This window comes from Paraburkholderia tropica (assembly GCF_014171495.1).
In the GTDB taxonomy this organism is placed as follows: Bacteria; Pseudomonadota; Gammaproteobacteria; order Burkholderiales; family Burkholderiaceae; genus Paraburkholderia; species Paraburkholderia tropica.
Map to the genome: position 1 here is coordinate 599,173 of NZ_CP049135.1, position 24,573 is coordinate 623,745.

26 protein-coding genes are annotated in these 24,573 nt (G+C 62.8%); 3 read left to right on the top strand and 23 right to left on the bottom strand.

All coding sequences use genetic code 11. The features are described from left to right. Positions 1–157 precede the first annotated feature (157 nt). The 10 genes from uvrA to G5S35_RS17505 form a co-directional block, all read right to left on the bottom strand. Complete coding sequence (uvrA, locus tag G5S35_RS17460; RefSeq protein WP_183039275.1) at positions 158–6,145, bottom strand: excinuclease ABC subunit UvrA; 5,988 nt, start codon at positions 6,143–6,145, stop codon at positions 158–160. Positions 6,146–6,765: 620 nt separating this feature from the next. Next, entirely contained in the window at positions 6,766–7,482 is a 717-nt protein-coding gene (locus G5S35_RS17465; RefSeq protein WP_183039276.1) for an alpha/beta hydrolase family protein, read from the bottom strand. Further along, positions 7,479–7,997 (bottom strand): hypothetical protein, encoded by a 519-nt coding sequence (locus tag G5S35_RS17470; protein ID WP_183039277.1) that lies wholly within the window; start codon positions 7,995–7,997, stop codon positions 7,479–7,481. Before G5S35_RS17470 ends, G5S35_RS17465 begins: the two co-directional genes overlap by 4 nt. Positions 7,998–8,043: 46 nt before the next feature. Beyond that, positions 8,044–8,253, bottom strand: a complete 210-nt coding sequence (locus G5S35_RS17475; RefSeq protein WP_183039278.1) for a hypothetical protein — start codon at positions 8,251–8,253, stop codon at positions 8,044–8,046. Continuing rightward, entirely contained in the window at positions 8,250–8,459 is a 210-nt protein-coding gene (locus G5S35_RS17480; RefSeq protein WP_183039279.1) for a hypothetical protein, read from the bottom strand. Before G5S35_RS17480 ends, G5S35_RS17475 begins: the two co-directional genes overlap by 4 nt. 8 nt (positions 8,460–8,467) lie before the next feature. Further along, positions 8,468–8,950: a hypothetical protein gene (locus tag G5S35_RS17485; RefSeq protein ID WP_183039280.1), complete on the bottom strand. Its 483-nt coding sequence runs from the start codon at positions 8,948–8,950 to the stop codon at positions 8,468–8,470. 78 nt (positions 8,951–9,028) lie between these two features. Continuing rightward, positions 9,029–9,526 carry a glycoside hydrolase family protein gene (locus G5S35_RS17490; RefSeq protein WP_237181431.1) on the bottom strand — a complete coding sequence of 166 codons (498 nt, stop codon included), beginning with the start codon at positions 9,524–9,526 and terminating at the stop codon, positions 9,029–9,031. After that, the gene (locus G5S35_RS17495) at positions 9,487–9,735 is read right to left on the bottom strand and encodes a hypothetical protein (RefSeq protein ID WP_183039281.1); all 249 of its coding nucleotides are present in this window, start codon (positions 9,733–9,735) and stop codon (positions 9,487–9,489) included. The genes G5S35_RS17490 and G5S35_RS17495 overlap by 40 nt, the downstream gene beginning before the upstream one ends. 154 nt (positions 9,736–9,889) lie before the next feature. Further along, positions 9,890–10,774, bottom strand: coding sequence for a phage antirepressor N-terminal domain-containing protein (locus G5S35_RS17500; protein ID WP_183039282.1), 885 nt, complete (start codon positions 10,772–10,774; stop codon positions 9,890–9,892). 27 nt (positions 10,775–10,801) lie between these two features. Further along, positions 10,802–10,990 (bottom strand): Arc family DNA-binding protein, encoded by a 189-nt coding sequence (locus tag G5S35_RS17505; RefSeq protein WP_202035008.1) that lies wholly within the window; start codon positions 10,988–10,990, stop codon positions 10,802–10,804. Positions 10,991–11,109: 119 nt separating this feature from the next. Here G5S35_RS17505 and G5S35_RS40005 point away from each other — a divergent pair, with 119 nt between their 5' ends. The 3 genes from G5S35_RS40005 to G5S35_RS17520 all read left to right on the top strand — a co-directional run bounded on the left by G5S35_RS40005 (position 11,110) and on the right by G5S35_RS17520 (position 12,465). Then, on the top strand, positions 11,110–11,373 hold the full coding sequence (locus tag G5S35_RS40005; protein ID WP_183039283.1) for an Arc family DNA-binding protein: 264 nt from the start codon (positions 11,110–11,112) through the stop codon (positions 11,371–11,373). 139 nt (positions 11,374–11,512) lie between these two features. Continuing rightward, positions 11,513–11,806, top strand: a complete 294-nt coding sequence (locus tag G5S35_RS17515; protein ID WP_183039284.1) for an XRE family transcriptional regulator — start codon at positions 11,513–11,515, stop codon at positions 11,804–11,806. Between the two features lie 2 nt (positions 11,807–11,808). Beyond that, positions 11,809–12,465 (top strand): hypothetical protein, encoded by a 657-nt coding sequence (locus G5S35_RS17520; protein WP_183039285.1) that lies wholly within the window; start codon positions 11,809–11,811, stop codon positions 12,463–12,465. Here G5S35_RS17520 and G5S35_RS17525 read toward each other — a convergent pair. The 13 genes from G5S35_RS17525 to G5S35_RS17585 form a co-directional block, all read right to left on the bottom strand. After that, entirely contained in the window at positions 12,462–13,490 is a 1,029-nt protein-coding gene (locus tag G5S35_RS17525) for a class I SAM-dependent methyltransferase (RefSeq protein ID WP_237181432.1), read from the bottom strand. The genes G5S35_RS17520 and G5S35_RS17525 overlap by 4 nt on opposite strands. A 133-nt stretch (positions 13,491–13,623) precedes the next feature. Continuing rightward, the gene (locus G5S35_RS17530; protein WP_183039286.1) at positions 13,624–14,769 is read right to left on the bottom strand and encodes a pilus assembly protein; all 1,146 of its coding nucleotides are present in this window, start codon (positions 14,767–14,769) and stop codon (positions 13,624–13,626) included. 9 nt (positions 14,770–14,778) lie between these two features. After that, entirely contained in the window at positions 14,779–15,375 is a 597-nt protein-coding gene (locus tag G5S35_RS17535) for a YmfQ family protein (RefSeq protein ID WP_183039287.1), read from the bottom strand. A gap of 6 nt (positions 15,376–15,381) precedes the next feature. After that, positions 15,382–16,545, bottom strand: coding sequence for a baseplate J/gp47 family protein (locus G5S35_RS17540; RefSeq protein WP_183039288.1), 1,164 nt, complete (start codon positions 16,543–16,545; stop codon positions 15,382–15,384). 1 nt (position 16,546) lies between these two features. Next, the gene (locus G5S35_RS17545) at positions 16,547–16,993 is read right to left on the bottom strand and encodes a phage GP46 family protein (protein ID WP_183039289.1); all 447 of its coding nucleotides are present in this window, start codon (positions 16,991–16,993) and stop codon (positions 16,547–16,549) included. Between the two features lie 3 nt (positions 16,994–16,996). Then, positions 16,997–17,524, bottom strand: coding sequence for a phage baseplate assembly protein domain-containing protein (locus tag G5S35_RS17550; RefSeq protein ID WP_237181433.1), 528 nt, complete (start codon positions 17,522–17,524; stop codon positions 16,997–16,999). A 32-nt stretch (positions 17,525–17,556) separates the two neighbouring features. Continuing rightward, a complete protein-coding gene (locus G5S35_RS17555) occupies positions 17,557–18,708 on the bottom strand; it encodes a phage baseplate assembly protein (RefSeq protein ID WP_183039291.1) in 1,152 nt (383 codons plus the stop codon). Further along, positions 18,708–20,291 carry a phage tail tip lysozyme gene (locus G5S35_RS17560; protein ID WP_183039292.1) on the bottom strand — a complete coding sequence of 528 codons (1,584 nt, stop codon included), beginning with the start codon at positions 20,289–20,291 and terminating at the stop codon, positions 18,708–18,710. Before G5S35_RS17560 ends, G5S35_RS17555 begins: the two co-directional genes overlap by 1 nt. A gap of 16 nt (positions 20,292–20,307) precedes the next feature. Continuing rightward, positions 20,308–21,732 (bottom strand): DNA circularization protein, encoded by a 1,425-nt coding sequence (locus G5S35_RS17565; protein WP_183039293.1) that lies wholly within the window; start codon positions 21,730–21,732, stop codon positions 20,308–20,310. A gap of 163 nt (positions 21,733–21,895) precedes the next feature. Continuing rightward, on the bottom strand, positions 21,896–22,456 hold the full coding sequence (locus tag G5S35_RS17570) for a phage tail assembly protein (RefSeq protein WP_183039294.1): 561 nt from the start codon (positions 22,454–22,456) through the stop codon (positions 21,896–21,898). 3 nt (positions 22,457–22,459) lie between these two features. Next, positions 22,460–22,834 (bottom strand): phage tail tube protein, encoded by a 375-nt coding sequence (locus G5S35_RS17575; protein ID WP_183039295.1) that lies wholly within the window; start codon positions 22,832–22,834, stop codon positions 22,460–22,462. Between the two features lie 65 nt (positions 22,835–22,899). Then, complete coding sequence (locus G5S35_RS17580; RefSeq protein WP_183039296.1) at positions 22,900–24,390, bottom strand: phage tail sheath subtilisin-like domain-containing protein; 1,491 nt, start codon at positions 24,388–24,390, stop codon at positions 22,900–22,902. Next, positions 24,387–24,572 carry a DUF2635 domain-containing protein gene (locus tag G5S35_RS17585; protein WP_183039297.1) on the bottom strand — a complete coding sequence of 62 codons (186 nt, stop codon included), beginning with the start codon at positions 24,570–24,572 and terminating at the stop codon, positions 24,387–24,389. The genes G5S35_RS17580 and G5S35_RS17585 overlap by 4 nt, the downstream gene beginning before the upstream one ends. Between the last annotated feature and the right edge of the window lies 1 nt (position 24,573).

A 24,573-nucleotide genomic window follows, 5' to 3' on the forward strand; every position in this document is an offset into this window, starting at 1 on the left:
GGAGGGGATTGCGGTCCGCTACTCCGCTCGCCAGAATCCGCCGCTATGGGTGCGCGGCTGTTTGCTGCAAGCGGAACTGATCATACCTTGCACGCGCCGCACTGATCAAGCGCTTTCCGGCCAGCGCGGCCCGTTGCGGGGCCGCGCTGGCCGTCCATCACGACGCCGATGCGCGACGCTTCCCCGCCCCTTTTCGGGCCCTGGCATCGCCCGCCGACTCGCTCACGCCATCGGCATCGGCGGCCGCCTCGGCAACGGGCGCCACCGCGCTTTCGTCCCCAACGCGCTCCGCGCTCGCCACGCGTGCGAGCACCGGTTTGAGCGCCGCGCCCGTGTGGCTCGCGGCCACCTTGACGAGCCCTTCCGGGTCCGCCGAGCCGACGATCATGCCGCCGCCCACGCCGCCTTCCGGCCCGAGGTCGATGATCCAGTCGGCTTCCGCGATCACGTCGAGATCGTGCTCGATCACCACGACGCTATGGCCGCCGTCCGCGAGACGATGCAACACGCGAATCAGCCGCGCCACGTCCGCCATATGCAGGCCGACGGTCGGTTCGTCGAGCACGTAGAGCGTGTGCGGCGCCTTCTGTCCGCGACGCGTGATGTCGTCGCGCACCTTGGACAGCTCCGTCACCAGCTTGATGCGCTGCGCCTCGCCGCCCGACAATGTGGGCGACGGCTGACCGAGCGTGAGATAGCCGAGCCCGACGTCCTTCATCAGTTGCAGCGGATGGGAAATGCTCGTGATCGAGGCGAAAAATTCCACCGCCTCGTCGATCTCCATCGTCAGCACTTCGCCGATATTGCGGCCGCGCCACGTCACCGCGAGCGTTTCCGGATTGAAGCGCTGTCCGTGACAGACATCGCACGGCACCTTCACGTCCGGCAGGAAGCTCATGCCGATCGTGCGCACGCCCTGACCTTCGCAGGCCGGGCAACGTCCGTCGCCGGTATTGAACGAGAAACGCGAGGCGCTATAGCCGCGTGCGCGCGCTTCGAGCGTGTCGGCGAACAGGCGGCGAATCGCGTCCCATACGCCGATATAGGTCGCGGGACACGAACGCGGCGTCTTGCCGATCGGCGTCTGATCGACTTCGAGCACGCGGTCGATGCTTTCCCATCCGGTGATCGATTCGCAGCCTTGCCACGTATGCGCGACCTCAAGCTTCGGCTTCGCGCTCGTGCGCGCGAGCACGCTCGAACGGCGCTCCGCCGCGCTCGGCGCGGTGTCCTTCGCCGCCTTGCGCGCGCGCCGCACCGCCGGCGACGACAGCACCGAACGGCCCACCGCGTCGAGCAGATTCGACAGCAGCACGTCGCGCGCGAGCGTCGACTTGCCCGAGCCGCTGACGCCCGTGATCGCCACCAGACGACCGAGCGGAATATGCGCGGTCACGTTGCGCAGATTGTGCAGCTTGCCGCCATGCACCGTGAGCCATTGCTCGGGCACCGCCTCGCGGCCCGCACGCGCGGCCTTCACTTCGCGGCGCGGTTGCAGCGGATGCACGATCGGATGCGCGAGATAGCGGCCCGTGAGCGAGTCCGGCTGCGCGGCGAGATCGGCGACCTTGCCTTGCGCGACCACGCGCCCGCCGCGCTTGCCCGCGCTCGGCCCGATATCGATGATGTGATCGGCGCGGCGAATCGTGTCCTCGTCGTGCTCCACGACCACGAGCGTATTGCCCTTGTCGTTGAGACTGCGCAGCGCGTCGAGCAGGATCTGGTTGTCGCGCGGATGCAGGCCGATGGTCGGTTCGTCGAGCACGTAGCACACGCCTTGCAGATTGCTGCCGAGCTGCGCCGCGAGACGGATACGCTGCGCCTCGCCGCCCGACAGACTCGGCGCGGCGCGATCGAGACTCAAATAACCGAGCCCGACTTCTTCGAGGAATTGCAGACGGCTGCGAATTTCGCTGATCACGTCGCGCGCGATCTGCGCGTCGCGGCCGTTGAGTTCGAGCGATTCGATCCAGCGACGCGTTTCTCCCACCGTCCATTGCGCGATATCGACGATCGGCTGTTCATCGAACGTCACCGCGCGCGCGACCGGATTCAGGCGCGTGCCGTGGCAGTCCGGACACGGTTCGTCGACCATGCCGTCCGGCTCCTGCTCTTCCGACGGCAAGGTCTGTTCGCGGCCGCGATCGTCGGCGGACATCACCGTGTCGTCGTAGACAGCGCGCTGTTCGCGCGTGAGCGCGAGGCCCGTGCCCACGCAGGTCGTGCACCAGCCATGCTTGCTGTTGTACGAGAACATGCGCGGATCGAGTTCGGGATAACTGGTGCCGCAAACCGGACACGCACGCCGCGTCGACAGCACCTTTACTTCGCCGATGCCGAGCGTCGAACCGCCGTTTTCGAGCGCGCCGTCGAGACCGTCGAGCGGCGCGAGCAGATGCACGACACCCTTGCCCGCTTCGAGCGTCGCGTCGAGCAGCGTGCGCAATTGCGCCTCGTTTTCAGGTTCGATCAGGAGATCGCCGACCGGCAGTTCGATCGTGTGCTCGCGGAAACGGTCGAGCTTCGGCCACGGCGCGACCGGCACGAATTCGCCGTCCACGCGCAGATGCGTGTTGCCGCGCCCCTTCGCCCACTTCGCGAGATCCGTATAGACGCCCTTGCGATTCACGACGAGCGGCGCGAGCAGACCGACATGCTGGCCGCGATGCTCGCGCAGCAGTTGCGCGACGATGGCATCGACGCTCTGCGAGGTGACCGGCGTGCCGTCGTGCACGCAATGCTGCACGCCGAGTTTCACATAGAGCAGACGCAGGAAGTGCCAGACTTCCGAGGTGGTCGCGACCGTACTCTTGCGGCCGCCGCGCGACAGACGCTGCTCGATCGCAACGGTCGGCGGAATGCCGTAGACCGCATCCACTTCGGGACGGCCCGCGGGCTGCACGATCGAACGCGCGTAGGCGTTCAGCGACTCGAGGTAACGGCGCTGACCTTCGTGGAAAAGAATGTCGAACGCGAGCGTGGACTTGCCCGAACCGGACACGCCGGTAATGACGTTGAAACGGCCGTGCGGAATATCGACGTCGAGCGCCTTGAGATTGTGCTCGCGCGCATTCACGATGCGCACCACGTCCTCGCCCTGAATCTCGCGGCGCGCCTGCGCGGCACGCAGGGCCGTCTGCAACGCGACGCCCTCTTCTTCGGCGACGAGCACACCGTTCGCGGCGCCGAGCGCGGCTTCGTAGCGTTCGAGCGCCGCACCCGTGTGCGAGCGCGGGCACGCGACCACCTCTTCGGGCGTGCCGACGCAAACGACTTCGCCGCCCGCATCGCCGCCTTCCGGACCAAGATCGATGAGCCAGTCGGCCGCGCGAATCACGTCGAGATTATGTTCGATCACGAGCAGCGAATGACCGCCCGCGAGCAGCTTGCCGAACGCGCGCATCAGCTTGGCGATGTCGTCGAAATGCAGACCCGTGGTCGGTTCGTCGAACATGAACAACCGGCCGCCCGCGGTCTTTTCCTTGCCGCGCGACTGCGCCGTTTCCGCGAGAAAGCCCGCGAGTTTCAGACGCTGCGCTTCGCCGCCCGAGAGCGTCGGCACGGGCTGGCCAAGCTTCACGTATTCGAGGCCCACGTCGACGATCGGCTGGATCACGCGCAATACTTCGGCATCCTGACTGAAACATTGCGCCGCTTCGCTGACGGTCAGGTCGAGCACGTCGGCCACCGACAACGCGCGGCCGCCGCGCTCGATCTTCACTTCGAGCACTTCGGGACGATAACGGCTGCCGTCGCAATCCGGACAACGCAGATAGACGTCGCTCAGGAACTGCATTTCGATGTGCTCGAAACCCGAGCCGCCGCATGTCGGGCAACGGCCTTCGCCCGAGTTGAAACTGAACATCCCCGCCGTATAGCCGCGCTGCTTCGCGAGCGGCGCCTTGGCGAACAGCTTGCGGATCTCGTCGAACGCGCCCACATAGCTGGCCGGATTCGAACGCGCGGTCTTGCCGATGGGCGACTGATCGACGAACACGGCGTCGCTGATCTGCTCGGCGCCGCTCAGGTTGCGGAACACGCCCGGCGATTCGGTGGCCTTGCCCAGATGGCGCGCGAGCGCCGGATACAGCACGTCCTGCACGAGCGTCGATTTGCCCGAACCCGACACGCCCGTCACGCAGACGAGACGTTGCAGCGGAAACGCCACCGTCACATCGCGCAGATTGTGTTCGCTCGCGCCTTCGAGCAGCAGCGTGGGCGTTTTGGCATCGACGGGACGGCGTTCCCAGTTCGACGCGTCCGCGACAGCGCGGTGGCCGCCCAGATATTCGCCCGTCAAGGTGCCGGACGAACGGATGTCGGCGGGCGTGCCGTCATAGACGATCGAGCCGCCGCGCTCGCCCGGGCCCGGCCCCATGTCGATCAGACGGTCGGCCGCCAGCATCACGGACGGATCGTGTTCGACGACCACGAGCGTGTTGCCCGCGTCGCGCAGCCGCTGCATCGCTTCGACGATGCGGTTCAGGTCGCGCGGATGCAGGCCGATGCTCGGTTCGTCGAGCACGAACAGCGTCTTCGTGAGCGAGGTGCCGAGCGCCGTGGTCAGGTTGATACGCTGCACTTCGCCGCCCGAGAGCGTGCGGCTCTGGCGATCGAGCGTGAGGTAACCGAGGCCCACGTCGCACAGATACTTGAGGCGCGTGCGCACTTCGGCGAGCAGGAGCTTCAACGCATCGTCGAGCAATGCGGAGGACAGCGACAGATTGTCGAAGAAGCGGCGAATGCGCTCGATCGGCAGCAGCATGACGTCGTGCAGCGTCAGGCCCGGCAGCGCTTCGAGTTGCGCGCGCGACCAGTCCACGCCGTGCGGCATGAAACGCGCGGCGGGCGCGAGCACCTCGTCGGCGTTCTCCTGACTGCCCAGACGCCATTGCAGCGCTTCGGTCTTGAGGCGCGCGCCGCCGCAGGTTTCGCACGGCGTATAGCTGCGGTATTTCGACAGCAGCACGCGGATGTGCATTTTGTACGCCTTCGACTCCAGATACTGGAAGAAGCGTTTGACGCCGTACCACTGCGTCTGCCAACTGCCCTTCCAGTCCGGCGCGCCGTCGATCACCCAGTCGCGTTGCGCCTGCGTCAGCTCCGACCACGCCGTGTCGCGCGGAATGCCGGCCTTCGCGGCGTAGCGCATCAGGTCGTCCTGGCACTCCTTCCATGCGGGCGTTTGCAGCGGTTTGATCGCGCCGCCGCGCAGGCTCTTGCGCGCGTCCGGAATCACGAGCCCCCAGTCGACGCCGATCACGCGGCCAAATCCACGGCACGCATCGCAGGCGCCGTAGGCGGAGTTGAACGAGAACAGCGCCGGTTGCGGATCGGCGTAGCGCAGATCGCTGTCCGGGCAATGCAGGCCGGTCGAGAAACGCCAGATCACCGGTTCGGGTTTCGCATCGGAAACCTCGGCTTGAGCGTCCGTTTCCGATACGACATAAATGTTCACGCGCCCCGCGCCGCGCCTGAGCGAGGCTTCGATGGCCTCGATCACGCGGCTCTTTTCGGCGTTCTGCAAACGGAAACGGTCGGCGACCACGTCGAGCACCTTGCGCGTGCCCTCGGCCGTTTTCACTTCGCGCTGCGCCTGCACGCGCGTATAGCCGCTCGCCGACAGCCACTGCGCGACTTCTTCCTCGCTGGTGGTGTCGGGCAGTTCGACGGGAAACGTCACGACGAGGCGCGGATCGCCCACCGCCGTGCGCGCGAGCAGTTCGGCGTAGATCGTTTCGGGCGTGTCGTGGCGCACCGGCTGCGCGGTCACGCGGTCGAACAGATTCGCGGCGCGCGCGTAGAGCAGCTTCAGATGGTCATTCAGCTCGGTCATCGTGCCGACCGTCGAGCGCGAACTGCGCACCGGATTGGTCTGGTCGATGGCGATCGCGGGCGGCACGCCGTCCACACGATCGACCTGCGGGCGGTCCATGCGGTCGAGGAACTGACGCGCGTAGGCGCTGAAGGTTTCGACGTAACGGCGCTGGCCTTCCGCGTAAAGGGTGTCGAACACGAGACTCGATTTACCCGAGCCGGACGGCCCGGTGACCACCGTCATTTCGCCGGTGTGCAAATCGAGATCGAGGTTCTTGAGATTGTGCTGGCGGGCACCGCGGATACGGATTAGCTTATTTGAAGGCAATTTTACGAATTAAATCAATGCGTTAGAGCCTTTTGCGCAATCCTTGCGCGGCCCCGATATGCACATCCTAGCACTAAAGGAATCAAACACTTATAGAGCCGTTTTGGATAGCGCGCCGGTAGTGGACAGATACGGCGCGATAGTAGCACACTGTATATACGTACAGTATATGGGGCGAGAAAATGGCAAGCGCGATGGGCGAAGATCGGCCGTGCATCAAGTGCAAGTTCTATGGCGGCATCGCGTGGCGCGGGCCGCACACCTGGTGCTTTCGTGACGTCCGCATGGTCGTCGGCTTGCCGCAGCATGGCTGCGCCTACTTCGAGCGCGCCTACGATTCAGTAGAAGAGAGAGTGGCGAGATTCAGGAAGCGGCGCGGTAATGCGCGCTGAGAGGCGGGGTAAATTGACAGACAAACGTTTCGAAAGCTTTGCGAAAGGTTTATGTCCTGATAGCGTGTGGTCTGGCTGCGGTCCCGACACCTCCGCAGCCACTGGCAAATAGCGCCAGGAGACTCGCACTAGCCGCCGCACCGAACAATGCGGCGGCTTTTTTTCGCTCTTATAACATCGGCCGTTACAGGCTTTGGGTTGTAATCCCCAAATACAGCCTGCGGCCTGTTAAACCGTCGCCGCCGGCGCAGCAACGATCGCTGTGAGTCGCTTCACGACCAGATCGATGTCGTGATCGCCCAGATCAAGACCGCCCGGCCACGCCGACGTGTCGATGATCCGATACCCGGTCGGCAGCAGGTGAAGCATCTCACCCGGCCGATGGATCCATCGCCCATCCAGACGCGGATAGCCGAACCACACGTCTGCCCCATTCCCGACGACCACGAGGCGCGCCAGCTCCGCGCTGTACTTCTGGAAGTATGCGAGGTTCGCGCCCTTCGGCGGCTCGAACGCGTGCAGCGCGCCGATCTGCGCGGCCGGAAGGAACAGCGGCGTGTACGTCGCGCGCCAGCCGCCCAGAGAGTGCCCTTCGACGTTAAACACCGTGCCACGCGGCACTTGGGCTTTCGCCCATGCCCAGATGTCCGCACAGCCGTCGTATGCGCCGTGCGTCACCTGCACGCCGTCGCCGAGACTGACAGGGAACGTGGTGATGTCGTCGAACAGATCGCCGAGCTTTCCGTCGCTGAAGCGCGTGCCGCTGATCGACAGATAGACCGCGCCGCGCGCGTCGCGCGACAGCACCGCCTGGCTGTCGTTGTCCTTGAACTGCCCGATCCACGTGTAGCCCAGCGCCTCGAACGCGGCGCGTGCCTTTGCCGTGTCGATGATGTACGCGGCGTCGGCGCGGCGCGCTGCCGCGAGGATCTCGGCGAAGTTCACGATGCGCTCGATGCCGCCACCGGCGCCGAAGCCGCCGAATCGGATACCGCCGCGGTACCGGTGGCCGCCGCCGTGCCCAGCACAGCGCCGATCGAGTTGTTGTAGGCCGTGATCGCGTTCTTGACGGTCAGCTCGAACAAACTGAGCGCGGCGACGATGATCGGCTTCTGCGCGGCCGCGATATACGTCGACGCGTTCACCGCGCTGATCACTGCCGGAATGCCGGTATCGAGCAGCGTCTGCGCGGACGTCACCGTGATCGCCGATGCCGTCGTGCAGAACAGACCGTTCGCCGTCGCCGCCGCGGCGACGCTCGCGTCGATCGAGCTCAGGCTTTCGAGCGTCGGCTGCACGACCGAGCAGCCGTTCACGACGACCGTCTGCAGGTTCGCGAGGATGGTCGCAGCCGTGGCCGCCACGGTGGTCGACGTCGCTGTCGAAGTGCCGGTCGAACCGCATGCGGAAAGCGCGAGCGCGACGATACCTGCCGCGAGTGCGGCAAAAAGCTTCTTCATGGTGAATGCCTTCTGGATAAGCGCCGCGAGCGCGGCAGGATGGACTTCAGAACTGCCAGCGGGCGCCGGCCTTGATGGAAAAACTCGTGGTGCTCTTCTTCACGGTGACGCTCAGGCGAGTCGACGGCGGAATCTCCGCATACGCGACGCAGCATGAGACGTCGTATGTGTCCGGGTTGATGGTCGGCAGCACCTGAACGTGCTCGATCACAGTGCAGCCGCTAAGCGCCAGCGCAGCAAGCGCGGCGCGGATCACGGCGCCTTCGTCTGGCTCGCCGCCTGCCGTGCGGCGTACTGCTCGACGAGCCAGTGCGCGCCGACGACGAGGCCGGTTGCGATCGACACCTGATCCTGCGCGTTGAGGTTCAGCCCGAGCCGCGCGTTTGCGACCGAGATGAGCGCGACGAGGCAGGTGATCACGGCGCCAGCGGTGCCGGTGGCCGCCGGAGAGGTCTGATTCATGGTGGCTCCTACTTTTCGTGGTGGATGACTTCGACGGGCGAGAACTGGTAGCCCTCGCGCCCGTACTTCTGCGCGATGTAGATCGGGAACGGCAGTGCGTGAATGCCCTCGTCTTTCCCGGTGTGGTGCGCCTTGCAGAGCAGCAGCCCGTTGACGGTCATGTCGTCGACGAACTGCTCCCAGTGCGTGAATGACGCCCAGTCGAATGCACGAATCGACTCGCCCCAAAACCCGGCGAGCGCGTCTTCCCTGAAGCGATCCCAGTCGATCATCTCGGCGAAGCTGCGCTCGATCGGATGGTGATGAGCCTCGAGCGGGTGCCCCGACTCTTCTGCCGTCGTATTGCAGATGAAGCACCGCGCGCCGTCGCGCGCGAGCAGTTGCTTGCGCGTGCGTTCGAACAGCGCGGTCGATTTGCGCGGCTCGTGGCCCGGGATGTTCACCTCGACGGAGAGCGTTTCTTTTTCGTTATGGATCTGTTCGACGGACATGGGCGTAAACGAAAAAAGCCGCCCTGAGGCGGCGTATGCGTGACACGCATAAACGTGTTTTATGCGTGTGAGGAATTTCTAAGCGACGCCGGCGGCGACAGGCATGACATCAGCGCGCATCGCATCGCACAGGCGCACTGCGCGCGCGCCGACCTGCTTGAACCAGAGCGAAGACTGCATCTCGTCGGCCGCCGTGTCCCAGCCACCGTCCTTCATCGCGGCGATAGCGCGCGCGAAGCCGAGGAACTTGTCGACGCCGAGGTTGAACGCCATGTTGGCCACGACGCGCTGCCGCACTTCGCTGAGCGTGCGCCACCACTTCGCTCGCGCGTCGAGCTGCGCGAGCGTGCTGGCGACGTCGGCGATCAGCAGCTGAGTGATCTGGGCCTGCGTGAGCGGATACGTCCAGCCGGCAGGCAGCGGCAACGCTGTGAGGTTGTGGCCTACGCCCACGGTCAGCTTGCCCTGCGTGTCCTTGTAGGGCGTCGTGCGCACGCCCTCGTCGCGCCGCAATTCGGCGTAGAGGAGAGCCAGGATCACGATTCCCCCGGCCATTTGCCATGCGCCATCGCCCAAAGGGCCGCCGCGATTGTGATGAACGGCCCGAACCAGATAACCGCCTTGCGAATCACGCGGCCGGTACCAGTGAAGAAACTGATACCGCTCTTCGCCATCTTCAAAAGCTCGACGAGCTCGATCGTGTTCGACTCGACGCGCAATGTCGCTTCTGTGTTAGCGGCGAGCGCGGCCTTGTACTCCGTCATGGACTGCTCGAAGTTCGTCATGCGGGACTCCATTTCGAGACGCCACTGATGGTCTGCAGCGCGCCTGTCGATCGATTCGTGGTTCAAAGAGATCCCCGTGAAAGCGACCGCTACGACGGCGGCCAGAAATGAAAAAAGCCGCCCGGAGGCGGCTTCGTGCTTCTAATTCTTCGTGCTACATCAATCTCAGTCCGTCTGCGACGGGCCGGAAAACGGTGTTGTTTCCGTCTGCGAGGATTGCACTCAGGCGATTTTTCGTCCGCGCGAGGTCTTCGCTCAACGCGAGCATTTCGAGTTGCAGACGCCTCGCCTCGTCCGAAGCAACGATGCTGAAACTGCCGAGGTTATAGACGTACGAGCCGAGATGGCTCGCAACCACCAGGTATCGGCCGTGCCCAGGAACAGCGAAGCGAATCCCAGGCTCAGGCTCCGGTTCGACGACCTCCCACTCGGCTGCGGTGCGCGTCACGATACTCACGGCCTCCGTGAATTCGATCTGCGGGATCTGCCGGTACGACACTTTGAAATGCGCCTTCAGCTTCGACCAGATACGCGTCGCCGCGCCGCCCTGCTTTGCCTTCGGCAAGCGCTCGACGAGCGTCTTCACCATCAAGCGCAAGGTTTCCTGCTGATCTCCCGTCAGAACGTCGCCCGTGTTCACCGAGAACGCCATGCGCGGATTCACGGCGATGCCGTCGTTCCAGTATTGCCAGAGGACGTCGTCGCATTCGTCTTGAAACTGGATAACCCGAGCACGCACCGAAAGGTCGCGAACTTTTCCGGGCTCGATCGACATCAGCCAACCCGGCAGCTTGCGAAGGGGCATGCAGATCATCGACTGCCGGCCGCCGAGAGTGGGCATCACCATTTCGGTGATACCCCAACGCTGTCCGTTTTCAGCGAGCTTGCGATGCTGCGGCTGCCATGCGAGGCCCATACCGTCTACGATCGCTTTCATGGGCGTGTACGGCTGGCCGTTGTGCTCGACGACATGCAATTCAGCGCCATGAAACGGCACTTTGACCTGGCGTGCTGCTATCGTTGTGCTACTATTGGTCATGATCTGTGTTTCCTTTTGATCGGGGATTCACTGCGTCACCAACGCCTGACCGGCTGCAACCGGTTGGGCGTTTTTCATTTCTGCGTCGGCCCTGAGGCGAGACACAATTTCTGCGTTCAAGCTGCGCAAATTGCTGCGTGCCGAATCTTCGAGGTAAAGCTTCAAATCCTCTGGCATACGGATGTTGACCTGAGGCATCTGCCTTGCACCCTTCATTGCTCCCTCCATTTTGTAAACACCGTTAGATACGGTGTTTACAAAGCATAGTATCAAAGTGCGATCATCGCAAGTGGCGATCATGGAAAAGATAGCAATTGGCTAGTATCGTTCGAGCCATGAGCAAAGACACCAAACCTCCCAGCCGGTCGGCGGCGCAGTTCGTCGTGCGCCTCCCTGATGGAATGCGCGATCGAATCGCGGCCGAAGCGGAAAAGAACAAGCGCTCGATGAACGCTGAAATCGTCGCGCGACTTGAAGCGTCACTTGCTCAAACAGACCCTAACCAGTTCGTGAACATGCAGCAGTACAACGAGCTCAAGCAAGAAATCCTTGAGTACGTCCTCGATTCGATCGACGCAAAAAAGAAAGCCGGCAAATAACGCGTCAAGGAATCTTGACACATAGGCCCAAACGTCCTACATTCGGAACTGTTGGAAGCGCACGCGCGCGGCCCGTCTATCCGAAAGGACACTGCCATGAAACTCTGCTTTCGCACCCGCCTGGGTGTTGGAACCGCTCATGCTTTACACTCCGCCATCCCCGCAGGATCTCGACCGCCTCAAGAGCGAGCTCGGGCTTTCCGCTTCCAAAATGGCAACCCTGTTCGGGGTGTCGAGCGGCCGGCAATGGCGCAATTACACGGGGGGCGAGAAGCCGCGGGACATGAATCCGCACATGCTGTTCTTCGCGGCCGCTCGCATGGAGCTCGACGAGAAGACCATCGAGAAGGTCCTGCAGCGCATGCGCCACATCGGGGCGACGATCGATTTGAACGCCGATTCCCCGGTGCCCGATGGAGAGCAGCAGCCGTAGCCATGACGCTCGGCTGCGCCGCGGCGTCGCAAGCGCACGCCGACAGCGTCAGCGATTACATCAAGTTCGAAGCGGGCGTTGGATTTGGCGTCGCGAAGGACATGGGCGACGGCGTGTGGATTCAGGACGGCGCACCCGACAACCGCGAGAAGCTGACCTTCCCCGCGCTCCTCGCCGGATTCACAGGTCCAGTCTGGGCGCGCGGCCCATGGGACGTGCGCTGGCACGTCGGTTACACCTACCTCGGTGAGCAGCGCGCATCCGTCATGGGCGTTCCCGACGATCAGTACAACCCGAAGACACACCAGATCGTGGATTACGCTGGCGAGCGCTACAGCCCGTTCAGCGGCCACGGCCATCTCCAGGGCATTCCGGCCACGCTCGATGTCGGCTATACCTACCGCGGCTGGCGATTCGGTGCCGAGGCTGGTGCATGGGTCTACTGGCAGACGTGGCACGAATCACTCTACGACCTGAGCGGCCAATGGGACGACCTTTCGCACAAGACGGTAGCCCAGGTCGGGTTTGTAGCGGGCGCATCGATCGCGCGCGGCCCGCTCTCGCTGTCGTACCGCTACTACCAGGTCAGCCAGAAGTGGAACCCCTATCCCGGCTTGGCGACAGGCGCGCACGTCGTTATGGTGCGCTATCGGTTTTAGGGTTTCGACGATTTCAAGGCGTCGCCGACGGCTTGAGCAAGCCAATCGGCGACGCTCATTTTTTTGTCGGCGGCCGCACGCAATACCTGATCCTTAAGCCCCGGATCCACGCCTTCCAACTGCCCGAAATACCGGCTTCGCATCGACCCGCCGCGACGGCCCACGTGCTGAATATCGGGATTGATCGACGGGCCATTTGTGTCTTTTTCGAACTCGATGACGTAGAAGCAATTCCCCAACACCCAACTGAGTTTCGGATTGACGGCGGAAAACGGCAATAAATCGATCGGAGCTTTTGCGCTCCACAGATGGTTGTTTGCGACCACCATGCGACCATACTCGGTATTCGCCAGCCAAGGGGCTACGCCTTCATCACCAAATACAATTCGCCCACCATCGCGCGTGACACGCGCCATTTCGTTGATTGCAAGCCCAACGTCATCGAACAGATTGATTCCGCCAAAGTGGAATGCCGCATCGAAATATCCGCCTGAGAAAGGAAGGCTGCATGCGTCACACACGCTCAGACTGACGTTCGCCTTGGATTCGCTGGAGCGTTCAGCCAGACCTGCGTGAGTCGCCAGGATCATTTCGGGAGCCAAGTCCGAAGCGAAAATCATCCCTTCTGGACCTAGCAGGTCAGCCAGTGCGAAAACGTCATCGCCTATGCCGCACCCAGTCACGAGGACTCGTGAATTAGGCCGCAATTGAAGACGATTGAGCAGATCATTTCGGAATTCGCCTTCGTCCGCATCGAAGGTCCGAAACATCCAGGAGAGAAAATTTCTGTAGATGGTTCGCGCGCCCTCGAAGTCATACATTTCGAGGGACGCGCGCGAGTCAGCGCGAAGAGTGGAAATGTCTCTGAAGTCCGGAATTTTCAGATCAGAGCCAGGCAAAAATCTGAAAATCTGCTCCCCGGATTGGAGTCCTTCGGGGAGCAGATCCAACGACGACTGATCTTTCGGCGAAACGTATGCATGCAGCATTTCCACATCCGGCATTGTCACCCTCTTCTCAAGCATCGAAAACTCGGAGGGCGATTATCACACATGCGGCGATCTGTCTCAGGGTATACGTGTTTCTAGCCGAATAACGAAACGTTCGTTTGTATCGAGTTCACGGTGAACGTGCCGCCGTTCGCGCCAATTTTTGCCGTCAACATTGAGCAGTGCCCCCCTCGTTGGGCGTCAGAAGCGCCGAAACGGTAGCATCTACGATGCCGACGCCAGCTATTGTCGACGAATACGACGACCCCGTAGTTTGCAAGGTGGCGGGCGTCATGCTGTTTCCGGGGGAGTCGATTGCTGCGACATAGTTAATCGAACTGGCCGTAGACGGCCCCGTGACTGTGCCAGTAAAGATCAACTGCGGGACATCGTCTGCCCACATCATGAAGCGAGTACGGTACACCGAAGACACTTCGCCGTAAGCGGTCGTGCTGCTATACGTGCCGGTAGCGGTGCTTGCGACGGCGGCGCGCCGCGGGCGTCGATTAAACCAGTTCAGGCACCAGCGATAAGCGTCCGAGTCGATGAACCCCGAGGCATTCACCATGAACATGCCGACCAGCGTGAGCGCGGTATTGCCCGTCTGCGTCGCAATGCCGTTCGACTGGACCGTATAACCAACCTGGCTGGCGACGAGCGCCGGCGTGCTGTTCACATACGCGTAGTAGACGGGTTGCGCCGTGCAGCCAGACTCGCTGCCGCTGGCATTGCTCGCCGTAAATGCGAAGCTGAAGGTGGTCGTGCTTCCGACTGCCGTGACGACATACGATCCGTTCGCGCCCAGCGCTTCATTCTCGATGTAGACGCGCGAACCGACGGAGAGGCCGTGAGCCGTCGACGTCGTCAACGTCATCACATTCGACGTGAGGCTGTACGACGAGACAGAAACCGGCCCGCTCAAGCCAGTGTTCGCCAACGTCAGACCGGCAGCCGGAATCTGGGTCGGCGCACCATTGACCGTGAGCAGATTGCCGTTGTACGGCGAGAGCAGCAAGGAAGTCGGGCTGGCGACAGACAGTCGGCACTGACCATGCGGCTGGGCGCCAAGCTGGCCCGCCGTGCCGAGCGCCTTAATCGCGGTCAAGACCTGGTTGTAAACGGTCTTGCTCGGGGTCAGGCCGCCCGCGACAACAATGGCACGAAGCTCTTCCTGAATCATGTTCAGCCAGGATCCCCGCACCTTCGTGGCTAACGTCCCCGTCGCGGGGTTGCCTTCGGTGAAGTATCCTTCGGTACTGGCCGTCTCGGGCGTCGGCAGCGTGGTTGATGCGGTTGCGTCGTCAATGCGATACATAGTGCCTCTTTACGAGTAGGCGAAGATTGGAATGGTGTGTGCCTGCTTGATCTCGTCGATCTCGCACTCAAGAACTGCATTGCCCCACGATGCGAGAGAATCACCGGCTGCCATCGCGCCTGCCAGCGCATACGTGACCGTGTTCAATGGCGAATTCACCTGCCACGCGAAACTCCAGTCAGTTCCGTAGCACGGTTCACCGGCCAGCAACTGACCAGCGCGCGCTTCTGCGAACTGGGTGATCGTGATCGTGTAGCCAAGGTTCGCTGCGAACTCGACGATGCTTTCGATCGAAGGGCCACCACCGCCCACGAAGCGCGCGAGCACCTGCGCTTGCCGCTGCGGGATCGTCGGGGCCTCTCCCGCGCACGGGTCAGGAAGTCCCAACGTCGATTCCCACTCGGACAGGAGCTCATACGGCGTGGACGGGAACGCATCGACGAGCAGATAATTCGCGCGCGACGTGGCGCGCTCATAGCTCGGCGCCAACCCCGAAAGCACCTGCGTTTGCACTGCATCGCTCGCGCGCGGCCAGATTCGCCCACGCGGCATCAGCCCCTGCAGCGCCTTCAGGAAGTCCGCCGCGAGAATGTTCGGTGCCAGCATGAGTCCTCAAACGTAGAGCACGTTCGCGAGCACGGGCAACTGCCCGAAGCCGCTCGTGATGTTTCCGGTATAGGTCGTCGTGGTGGTGCCCACGACACCCTGAATGAGGTTGATCAGGAAGCCGCCAGTGCCAGAGACAGAGCGGATTGCTGCGGCGATGTCGTCGCGGTTGATGGTGCCAGCGCGCGGGTCGCCATTCCGAAAAAGCACATCCGCGATTGCAGACGAGATCGCGGCGCGCGTCGTCGTTGTCGCCGACGTCAGCCCCGCAAGCGTGATCGTCAGATTGTTCGCGATCGGCGATACCGAATAGACAAGAGCCGTCACAGGCTGCTCGCTCACGATCGCGTCTGCGACCACCAACTGATCGCCAGTAGCGACGGTTCCGCGCGGCGTACCGCCCGGGCCTGCGTCGTTCTGGGAAACACCATCGGTTCCCTGCGGGAAGCCGTTGTGCGCCGACTCAGCGTCGTCCCACATGGTGTAGACCACGACGGTGCCCGCGCCGAATCCATTTGGCGCGCACCATGCGCGTGTTACACCGGATACAGCCTCGGCCCATTCGACGTAGTCGCTGACGTCGCCGCCCTGCGGCGCGCCCTGATAGGCTTCCAGCATGCGGCTGCGCAGATCATCGTCGTCCTCGATGTCCGCGCCAGACTCCACGTTTGCGACGACGGTCCCAGCCGTCTGGATACCGTCCACGGCCTCCCCGAGTGACATCGCTGTGCCGACATCGGAATTACCGGCCGATCCCGCGGTTTCCGCCGTAACAGTCACCGTGACGGTACTGTCCGCGCCGACAGTGCCGGTCGCGTTGACGGTGTACGTCGCGCCGTCGCTTCGCACCACGCTCGTCCCAGCGCTAAGCGGCTTGCCAACGGTGCCGGTGAACTGCACCGAGAGCTGTGCGGCCGATGCGACCTTGCGATAGACCTTCTTCAGCGCGGCCCAGCCTTCGAGATACTCGTCCTCGGCTGTGAACGGCACCGCCATGCGCGAAATCCAGTCGAGATAGCCAAACTGAAGATTGCACAGCCCCGCCTGCACTTTCCCGATCACCTTCAGCACCGCGAAGCGCAGTAGCGCGTCGGCACCGCTCAGCGAAGCGGAAATGTCAGCGGCCACCTCTGAGATCAGGGTGGTGAGCGTCTTTCTCTGAAATGGCATGTCAGGTGAGCTGTTGCCAGGCCCATGCGTACGTCATGGAAATCTGCGGGCCGGTCGGTTGATAGAGGATGATCTGCGCGCCGAGAAACGTGTCACGAACCCATTGGGTCTGCACATCCATACTGGCGATCACGCCGTCGTCGACCATCCACTGAAGGGCTTCGATGATGTAGTCGCGCGCGAGATTCAGCACTTCCTGCGTTTGCTTCGAACGATCGAGCAGCCATAGCCGTGAACCGATTGGCACGTCCTCCCCAATGTCGCCCCACCAGCCGCGCGGATCGCCCGTGCCGTCCGGAATCGAATCGTCGTCGCTCGCAAGTCGATCCGTGAAGAGGCTCACCAGCACTGCAGACTGCAGGTCGTCGCCAGTGACGAGCGCCGGCGCTACGAACAACCAGTCGCCGCGGCTGTTGTCGACGTCCCAGATGACGGAAATGTCAGACATACGTCACTCCTGTTGCGTCGGTGCTGCTGTGACCAGGTTGCTCGATCCGCTCTGCGCAACGAACTTGTGCGTGTGCGAGTCGTAGATCTCCCGATCTGCCACCATGCTCCGGCCGGTCGTGTCGCAGTTGTCGACAATGTCGCCAGTGCATTCGAGCAGCGGCGTCTCCGCGCGAATTTTCGGCGTGTTCGTCAGCGTGATCGGGTTGCCGCCGCCATTCACAACGATCCCGGCCGCCGAGAGGTATACCGACTGCCCCTTGTCGTCGTGGATTGCGACCTCGCCTGTCGCGAGGCCCGTCATCCGATACTTCGCGTTCGACGTGGCAATCACGATTCCGTCGTTACGGTCGCCGTTCTTGAATCCGATGACGGCGAGCGTCCCGGACGGCGGATTAGACGTCAGCCCGTATTCAGCAACGCGTGGCACGTCTGGAATCAGCTCCAGCGCGTTCACGCGCACCTGAAGCTTCTGGACCGATTGCGTGTCATCGACCAGCGTGATCGTGCCGCGCGCGAGCGCAAGCAGCACGCGCCGCGCGAGCCGGTTCAGCTGATCAATCATCACTGCTCCGTAGGGGACTGCGTCGACTCGTCCATAGGCAGAACGTCAAGCGCGATCGGTTCCGGCAGAAATCCTTGCCTCGGGCCGAAGACAAGCTCAGCGTGCGTGCCGTTTTCGTTGAGAATGAACGTCACTTCGGCGAGCAGCAGCATGGTGTTATCCGGCACCCCGACGACGGCAGCAGATACCGGATAGCTGACATTCACGCGCCACACGGCGCCGCTGCCGTCTCGCCAGTTGTCTGCGAGCACGCGAACGCGGCGCGCGCGACCGTATGCGCGCGAAGCCATCCAGTTCACGCGCTTGGTGATGAAGTCGCGGTCTGTCGCGCTTTGCTCGGACACGAAATACGTCGGCCTAATCCGTGCAGCGTTGGCCGCCACGCCGGTGTTGACGACGGTCACGACGGGAATGCTCGGAATGTCCTCATCGTCCGTCCCTGCGCTGTAAGCGCTGAGCACTGCGTTGTAGGTACTGAACGTTCCGAGCGTGCTCTTCGTGCAGACGATCGCCTCGATGTTCTGCCCAAGCGCGACGCCTGATGTCCCGGCTTCTTCGCCGGCCTGCGAGAGTACGAGCTCTCCCTTCTCACTCTCGTAGACGAGCACGCCGCAATAGCGCGCGTATCGCTCAATGACCTCCCATGCCGTCTCGGTGATGCTGACGATCTGACGTGGAAGGGGCAATTGCGCGGCCAGCGCCGTTTGCGTCGCCGAATCCGGCACCACGACGGAGATCGAGTACGACGACGCGATTGCGGTACAAAGCTGCGTCAGATTCGTATTGGCGTTGACCCGGTCGATACGGCACGAGCAGTCGACGAGGTCGCCGAGCTTGCCGCGCCCGCTGATCGAAATCTCATGCATCTTCGGCGTGAGATATGTCTCGATCGTCTCGACGAATCCAGTCAGAACGAGACTGTCCCCAATCGAAACCGTGACGGGTGCGCCCTCTTTCCCCAGAAGCTTCAACGTGTTCGCATCAGCGGAGCACGTCATCTGAAACTCTGACGTCCCAACCTCAACAGAGCGCGTGATTCGAACCGACTTCCAGCCCTTCAGCGTCAATGCGTCCTGCGTCAACAACACTCGCACTTCGTCGACGTCAGGCTTAACAGCACTGTCGTCGACGAGACGGTCTGCATTCGGCATCAGAAATTCCCAGGATTGAAGGCGTACTGGTCGCCAAGCGACGCTTGCTGCCGATCAGTTTTGAGCTGCGTGTCGACGTCCGGCGTGGATGTCACATTCGTGCTCGTCCCCGGCGGCGCATTTTTGTGCACGATTTCGACGCGCACTTTGCCTGTATCGGCGGTTTGCGCCTGACCGAGCTGGCTGTCGAGTTCGCGCGCGATACCTGCGCGCGTCTGTGCCTCGCGCGGGTCCGCAGGCCGCTCATAGAGCGACGAAATCCGGGCCGCGGATTCATCAGCCGAGTTTGAGGCGAGGAGAGCCTTCCCAGCAGCAGCCTCGTTGTTCTTGAGCTCCCACAGCGAGAAGCCCATCTGCTCCTCGCGCGACGCCAGCGCCAATGGACGGCCGAACGTTCGCTCATACAGAGCCTGTCGATCGGGATGCCACTGGAACAGCCCAACCGCTTTTCCACCGTCTCCGACCGCGCGGTCATCAAGGCCGCTCTCGCGCGTCGCATTTGCAACAAGACCGATCGCACGTTCGCGCGACAGGCCGTGATTGACATACCACTCGACCATCGAGCGCGCTTTTTCGAGCGAGCCCGGGGTCGAGAAATTCTGCGTAGCCGGCTGACCATCGGCGCCGGTGCCGGCGTACAGCTCGGCATTCGTCATGCCGCCATTGCCCCGCAGAAAATTGCCAGCACGCTCGAAGCCGTCCCACAAGCGCTGCTCGGTTCTATCCGAGCCGTTAGGCTGCGCCTTAGGCCGCGTCCCACCGGCTGCATCGAAGAAGAACTGGATGCCGCTGAGCAGTGAATTCAGGGCCGGCTCAAGGCCGCTCAGGATCGTCGTTTTGAGGCGGTCGTACGTGACGTCCAGTTTCGCTGATGCATCCGCGTATTCCCGCGCGCGCTGCACGTCCTGCTCCGTCGGAATGTAGGATTTCGCCGTTTCCAGATCCGCGGCCACCTGTGCCGGACCGCGATTCAGGAAGTCCACCAGTGAACCGGCTCCAGACGCGTTCAGAAAATTCTGCGCGCCCCCATATTTCCCTTGTCCACGCAGTTGCTCGGCGTATGCCGACAATTTCGTGAGCACCGACTCGATCGATTCCAACCGGTTAGGGTCGGTCGAAATCCCGGCAGCCTGAAACCGCTTGAGCGCTTCAGGATTGCGGTTGTTGATCGCGTCGCTATACGTCTGCCGGACCTGTTCGATACCCGCATCAGCCTGCTCAGGCGACAGACCGGCCAGACGGCCGGCATACTGAACGCCATAGGCGCTCGACGTCGAAAGCCCGCTGCGGATCGACAGGTTGCTCATCGAGCGCACCGATGACGACCATTGCGACTCGAGCTGGGCGATCTTCAGTGTCAGCGCCGTCACGCCGCCGATGACGCCCGCCTTACCCACGAAGCTCGCGATCTCCGACAGCGCGCCGCGGTTCGTCGAGAGGCCAGCACTGATGGAACTGCCCAGATTCGTCAGCTTCCCGCGGTTTGCCTGCGCCTGAAGCTTGGCCAGGCTGTTCTGCACCTTACCGATCGGCCCCGATGCCTGATTCTTCGCGGTGATCGCGATTGAAATCTTGCTTGCCATTTAGTCCCGCCCGTATTCAATCAGCCAGTGCCTTGAATGACGTCGGCATGAAAGCTGGGTGTGCAGGATTTGCTTGAGCGATCAACTCGTCCGCGCGCGTCGGATCGCGATATAGCCGCGTGGCGAGAGCGAGCGCGTTCATCGGCGCAGCAAAACTGAACGTCTTGATCGCGGGCAGTCCCGCGCCGCGTTGATTCAGATCGGCGACGACGGCCTCTCGGAGCGCCGAGAGGGCCTCATACGTCTCGTCATCGCCCTCGTCGCCGGCGACGGTCATCTCGGCGTCAATCAGATCGGTCAAAAGATCGCGCACGCGCGTTGCATCGTCGCTTGACGTCGGCTGATACGTCGACGATGCCGATGCGATAGAGGCGATCGTCGTGCGCCTAAACAGATCGCCGCAAGCGACCTGCATATCGCCCATCGCCGTGCCGATCGTTGACGACGTCGTCTGCGTCGACGGCGCGTATCCAGAAAGCGTCGTCAGAAGACGAATGGAGTCGTCAGGATCATTCGTCGCGCCCAGAACTGCGGTCACGACGCCCTGCACGGCAGCCGTGTAGGCGTCAACCGTCGTGGATCCGAGATTTGCGGCCGCGGCCGCCAACGTAGCGGATGCCGTGTCGACTGCTGCACGCGCGGCAGTCGCCGCCTCGATCAACGATTCCGTTGTCGCGCTGGAACTCACCGACGAACTGGGAGACTGACTGAACGTCGGAACCGTTGCGCTCCCGCCAAATCTGCCGAAATCGCCTGGCAGATTGAACAGAAGCTGAAACAGATTGCGTGCGTCACCGACGATGTTCTTCGCGTAGGTGTACCAGCCCAACGATGCGCTCACGACAATGCCGACGATTGCCGCGCCGTATTCGATCGCACCGAGCGCCTGTTTCGCAAAACTGGCCGCCGCCGCGACGTTCAGAACGGTGCTCGCGTTAGTCACCCCCTGCGCCGTCGCGGCCGCCGCGCTGGGGTACGTGCGCGGACCGCCCTCGATGAACTCGAACTGAAACTCGAAGTAGCGCCCGGCGTCCCATCGCTCGATGCTACGGAAATCCATCAGACTGACGGTACGCTTGCCAAGCGACGGATGAATGAGGTCCCCGCCGCCAGACGTTTCGCACGCCGCGATCATCGTGTCGCGCTGTGCGATCACGTCATCACCGATGACGAAAGCGTACAGGCGAATCCGCCGCGTGCCGCGCCCGAGATCTTCGACCCACGGCACATCGCGCTGCGGATACTCGTGAAGCTGCTTGCGCCGACCGAACGATGACTCGCCACCCAGGGAGACGAACGACACGCCACGGAAACTTGCCGGTCGCAGTTGATCGAAGTACGACTGCGCCGTACCACCGAGACGAGACGCCAGCGAGCTCGCGAGATTTGCAATGCCCGACGTCGTGCTGAGAACCGCGCCGGCACCGCCGCCAATGTTCATCTCGTTGCTCCAATTAGTTTCACGAGCCGGCGCGCGCCATCAAGCCTTCGCACCGTCTCTGTCTCGGTCATGTTCTCGACCACGTCAGGCGTCCAGCCCATCACGTGCGCCAACTCGGTGAGACGGTCTTCCCACCAGTCTGGAAACGAGTTCTGCGCGGCGATCAGTCGTCCGAGTCCGGTGATCGCCGAACCTGAAAACCGTTGAGGTACGCGACGGCTTCCAGAAAGTCGCGCGCGCACAGCGCACGCACGGTGCTTTTCGGGACCTTGCCGATGAGGCTGATCATGGCGATGCTGCTCGCGAACGGCCCACCAGCCGCTGCGGCCTTGCGCTTCTGCTGGTTCGTCGGCTCGCACAGCGACAGCGTCGCGATGTTCAGCGCGCTCTCCTCGCTCGTGAGCTTGACCGGCTTCGCCAGCTGGATGACGGTTTCGTCTGCGCTCGGACTCGGATTGCGCGCCGCGGCGTGGCCAAACGAGGCGATGAAATCCTCCGCCTCGTCGATCTGGCTCCCATACATCTGGTCGATCACATCGACCGGGACACCGCTCAACAGCGCGATCAGCGCGATCGACGTCCCGTAGACGCCGGACGCCTGCTCTGCCTTCTCGTAGTCGCCCGCGAGCGGTTCGCGGAGCGTGATCTGGGAAACCGTTGTCGGCGCGTCTTCCTTGCCGTACGTGAGCGGCTTACGCAGCTCGATCGTCTTCGTTTCGATCATCGCTTACTGCTCCGTGACCGCGCCTTGCAGTCCTTCCCATCGGCACGTGAATTTCGCTTCGACGGTGTCGACTTCCTGCGCTTCGACGGTCCACATGTTCCGGCCGATCACCGTCTTGCCGTTCGCCAGCTCGAGTACGAGCGTCACACTGCGCATTGCATTGAATGCGGCGAGGCTCAAGCCACCCGAGTCGCGGATGGATGCGCTGATGTACGGCGCCTTGGGCATTTCGCTGAAACCATGCACGGTGTCCTGCCCGGCCTTCGATTCACGCGTCACGGTGCCAACGTCGTACTTCAGCTCGCCCTCCAGCTGGTAGTTGACGCCGTCTGCCGTGAGGTACGCGGTACCTGCAATGAGGCCCGTGTTGTTTGCCATATTGGCTCTCCAGAAATGACAACGCCGCCCGGTTCAGGGCGGCGCGCTATGTGTTGACGAGCCGATCAGCTCTGCGTGGTCGACAGACGGAACTGCGCGAGCAGAGCGAAGATACGAAGCTGGTTGATCAGCGTGCCGGGCCAGAGCACATCGACCCGATTCGGATTCGACGCGTTCTGCTCGACGACAATGGCCTGCGCGAACAGGTCGCTGCCCTGGACGTAGCCCTCGTATTCCATCGCCTGATACTCGGCGATCTGGTCGGCCTTGATGATCTTCGGCGTGACGATGTTCGAGCCCGGCGCGAAACGCGTGCCGTCGGCGGCGAGCTTCACGCGCGCGTACTTCGTCGTGACCATGGTGCGCAGGCGGCGCAGCACGTACGTAAGCAGGAACATCGTCTCGATTTCGAGATAGCTGTTATCCGGCTGCCCCGACGCGTTCGTCTGGTACGTCGTGATCAGGTTTTCGATCGCGACCGTACCGTCGTCCGCCACGGTGAAAGTGGAGATGCCGTCGTACAGCAGCGTGTTGCGCTGGCTGAGGTTGAATCGCGATTGCAGCGGGGGCGCTGACACGTTCGTCAATGCAACGGTCTGCATCGGAACGCCGGGGTCGGCGCGCACGCTCACCGCCGTGACGGCCGCGACGGCCGCTGCCCATTGCCACGGGGGCGTCGGCGAGTCGTAGAACCCCATCACCGATTCATGCTGATTGTTACGAGCCGTACCGAACGTCGTGAGCCCGGCCCACGTCGCACGATATGCATAGAACGCGTGACCGAACACCTGCTGCAGGTAGCTCCAGCGGCCGGTCTGGTCGTTCAGGAACGTCTTGATGGCGTCCAGCGACGTAGTGTCCGTGAATGCACACGCGATGAAGTCGAACGGCATGTCGAGCAGATTGCCCAGCGCCGTGGTGAGCGCAGGATTCGTCGTTCCGCCCGACATCGCAGTCACGGTATAGGCGAGGCCTGTCGGCGTCACTTCGCCGCCGGCCGAACCTTGCTTATTGAAGCGGATGTCGATGTCGTTGCCGACGAGGCCCTTATTCGCCGCGGTCAGCGCCAGCGTGCTCGTGGTCACGGCGCCCGTAACCGGGAGCGTGGGAATCAGAGCCATCGCCGCGAGGACGGCTGCCGCCACTTGCGCGGTTGTCATGCCCGCGGTGACGCCCACCGAGACGAGCTGGTCGGCGATATAGAGCGCGATGGTGCCGTTTGCGGTCGGCGGCGACGTGAAGGCGATGGAACCAATCGCCGCGACCGCGCCAGCAGCGTCCGCGAGCGGCAGACACCACACCTCGCCGAACGTATCGTTATCGCGATACGCCTGCGTCATCAGCGACAGAATCGAGTTCGCGCCATATTGCGTCTGCGCGTCACCGGTGCCCGCCGAGATCTGCGGCACGTTTGCCGCGCCCGAACCCGACGTCATCGGCCCGATGAGCAGCGCGCGCTGGGTCGCCGTCGCCGTGTTCGCATGCGAATTGTCGATTTCCGCATAGAACAGCGGCGTGCGGATGTTCTGCGGGATATTCTTGAACGGAATCGTCATTGCTCATCACCTCCTTCGGTGGGCGTGACGATGGCCGTCCCGCGCTCGATAACGACGTCGCCGACGTTCTCCGCGCGCGTCCAGAAAATGTCGCCGTCCGGCACCGTGATGCCCTCTTGCGGCAGAAATTGCTTCGTGACCGGATGCCGCACTTTGAGGCCCGGTGCAGGTTTGACGATCATC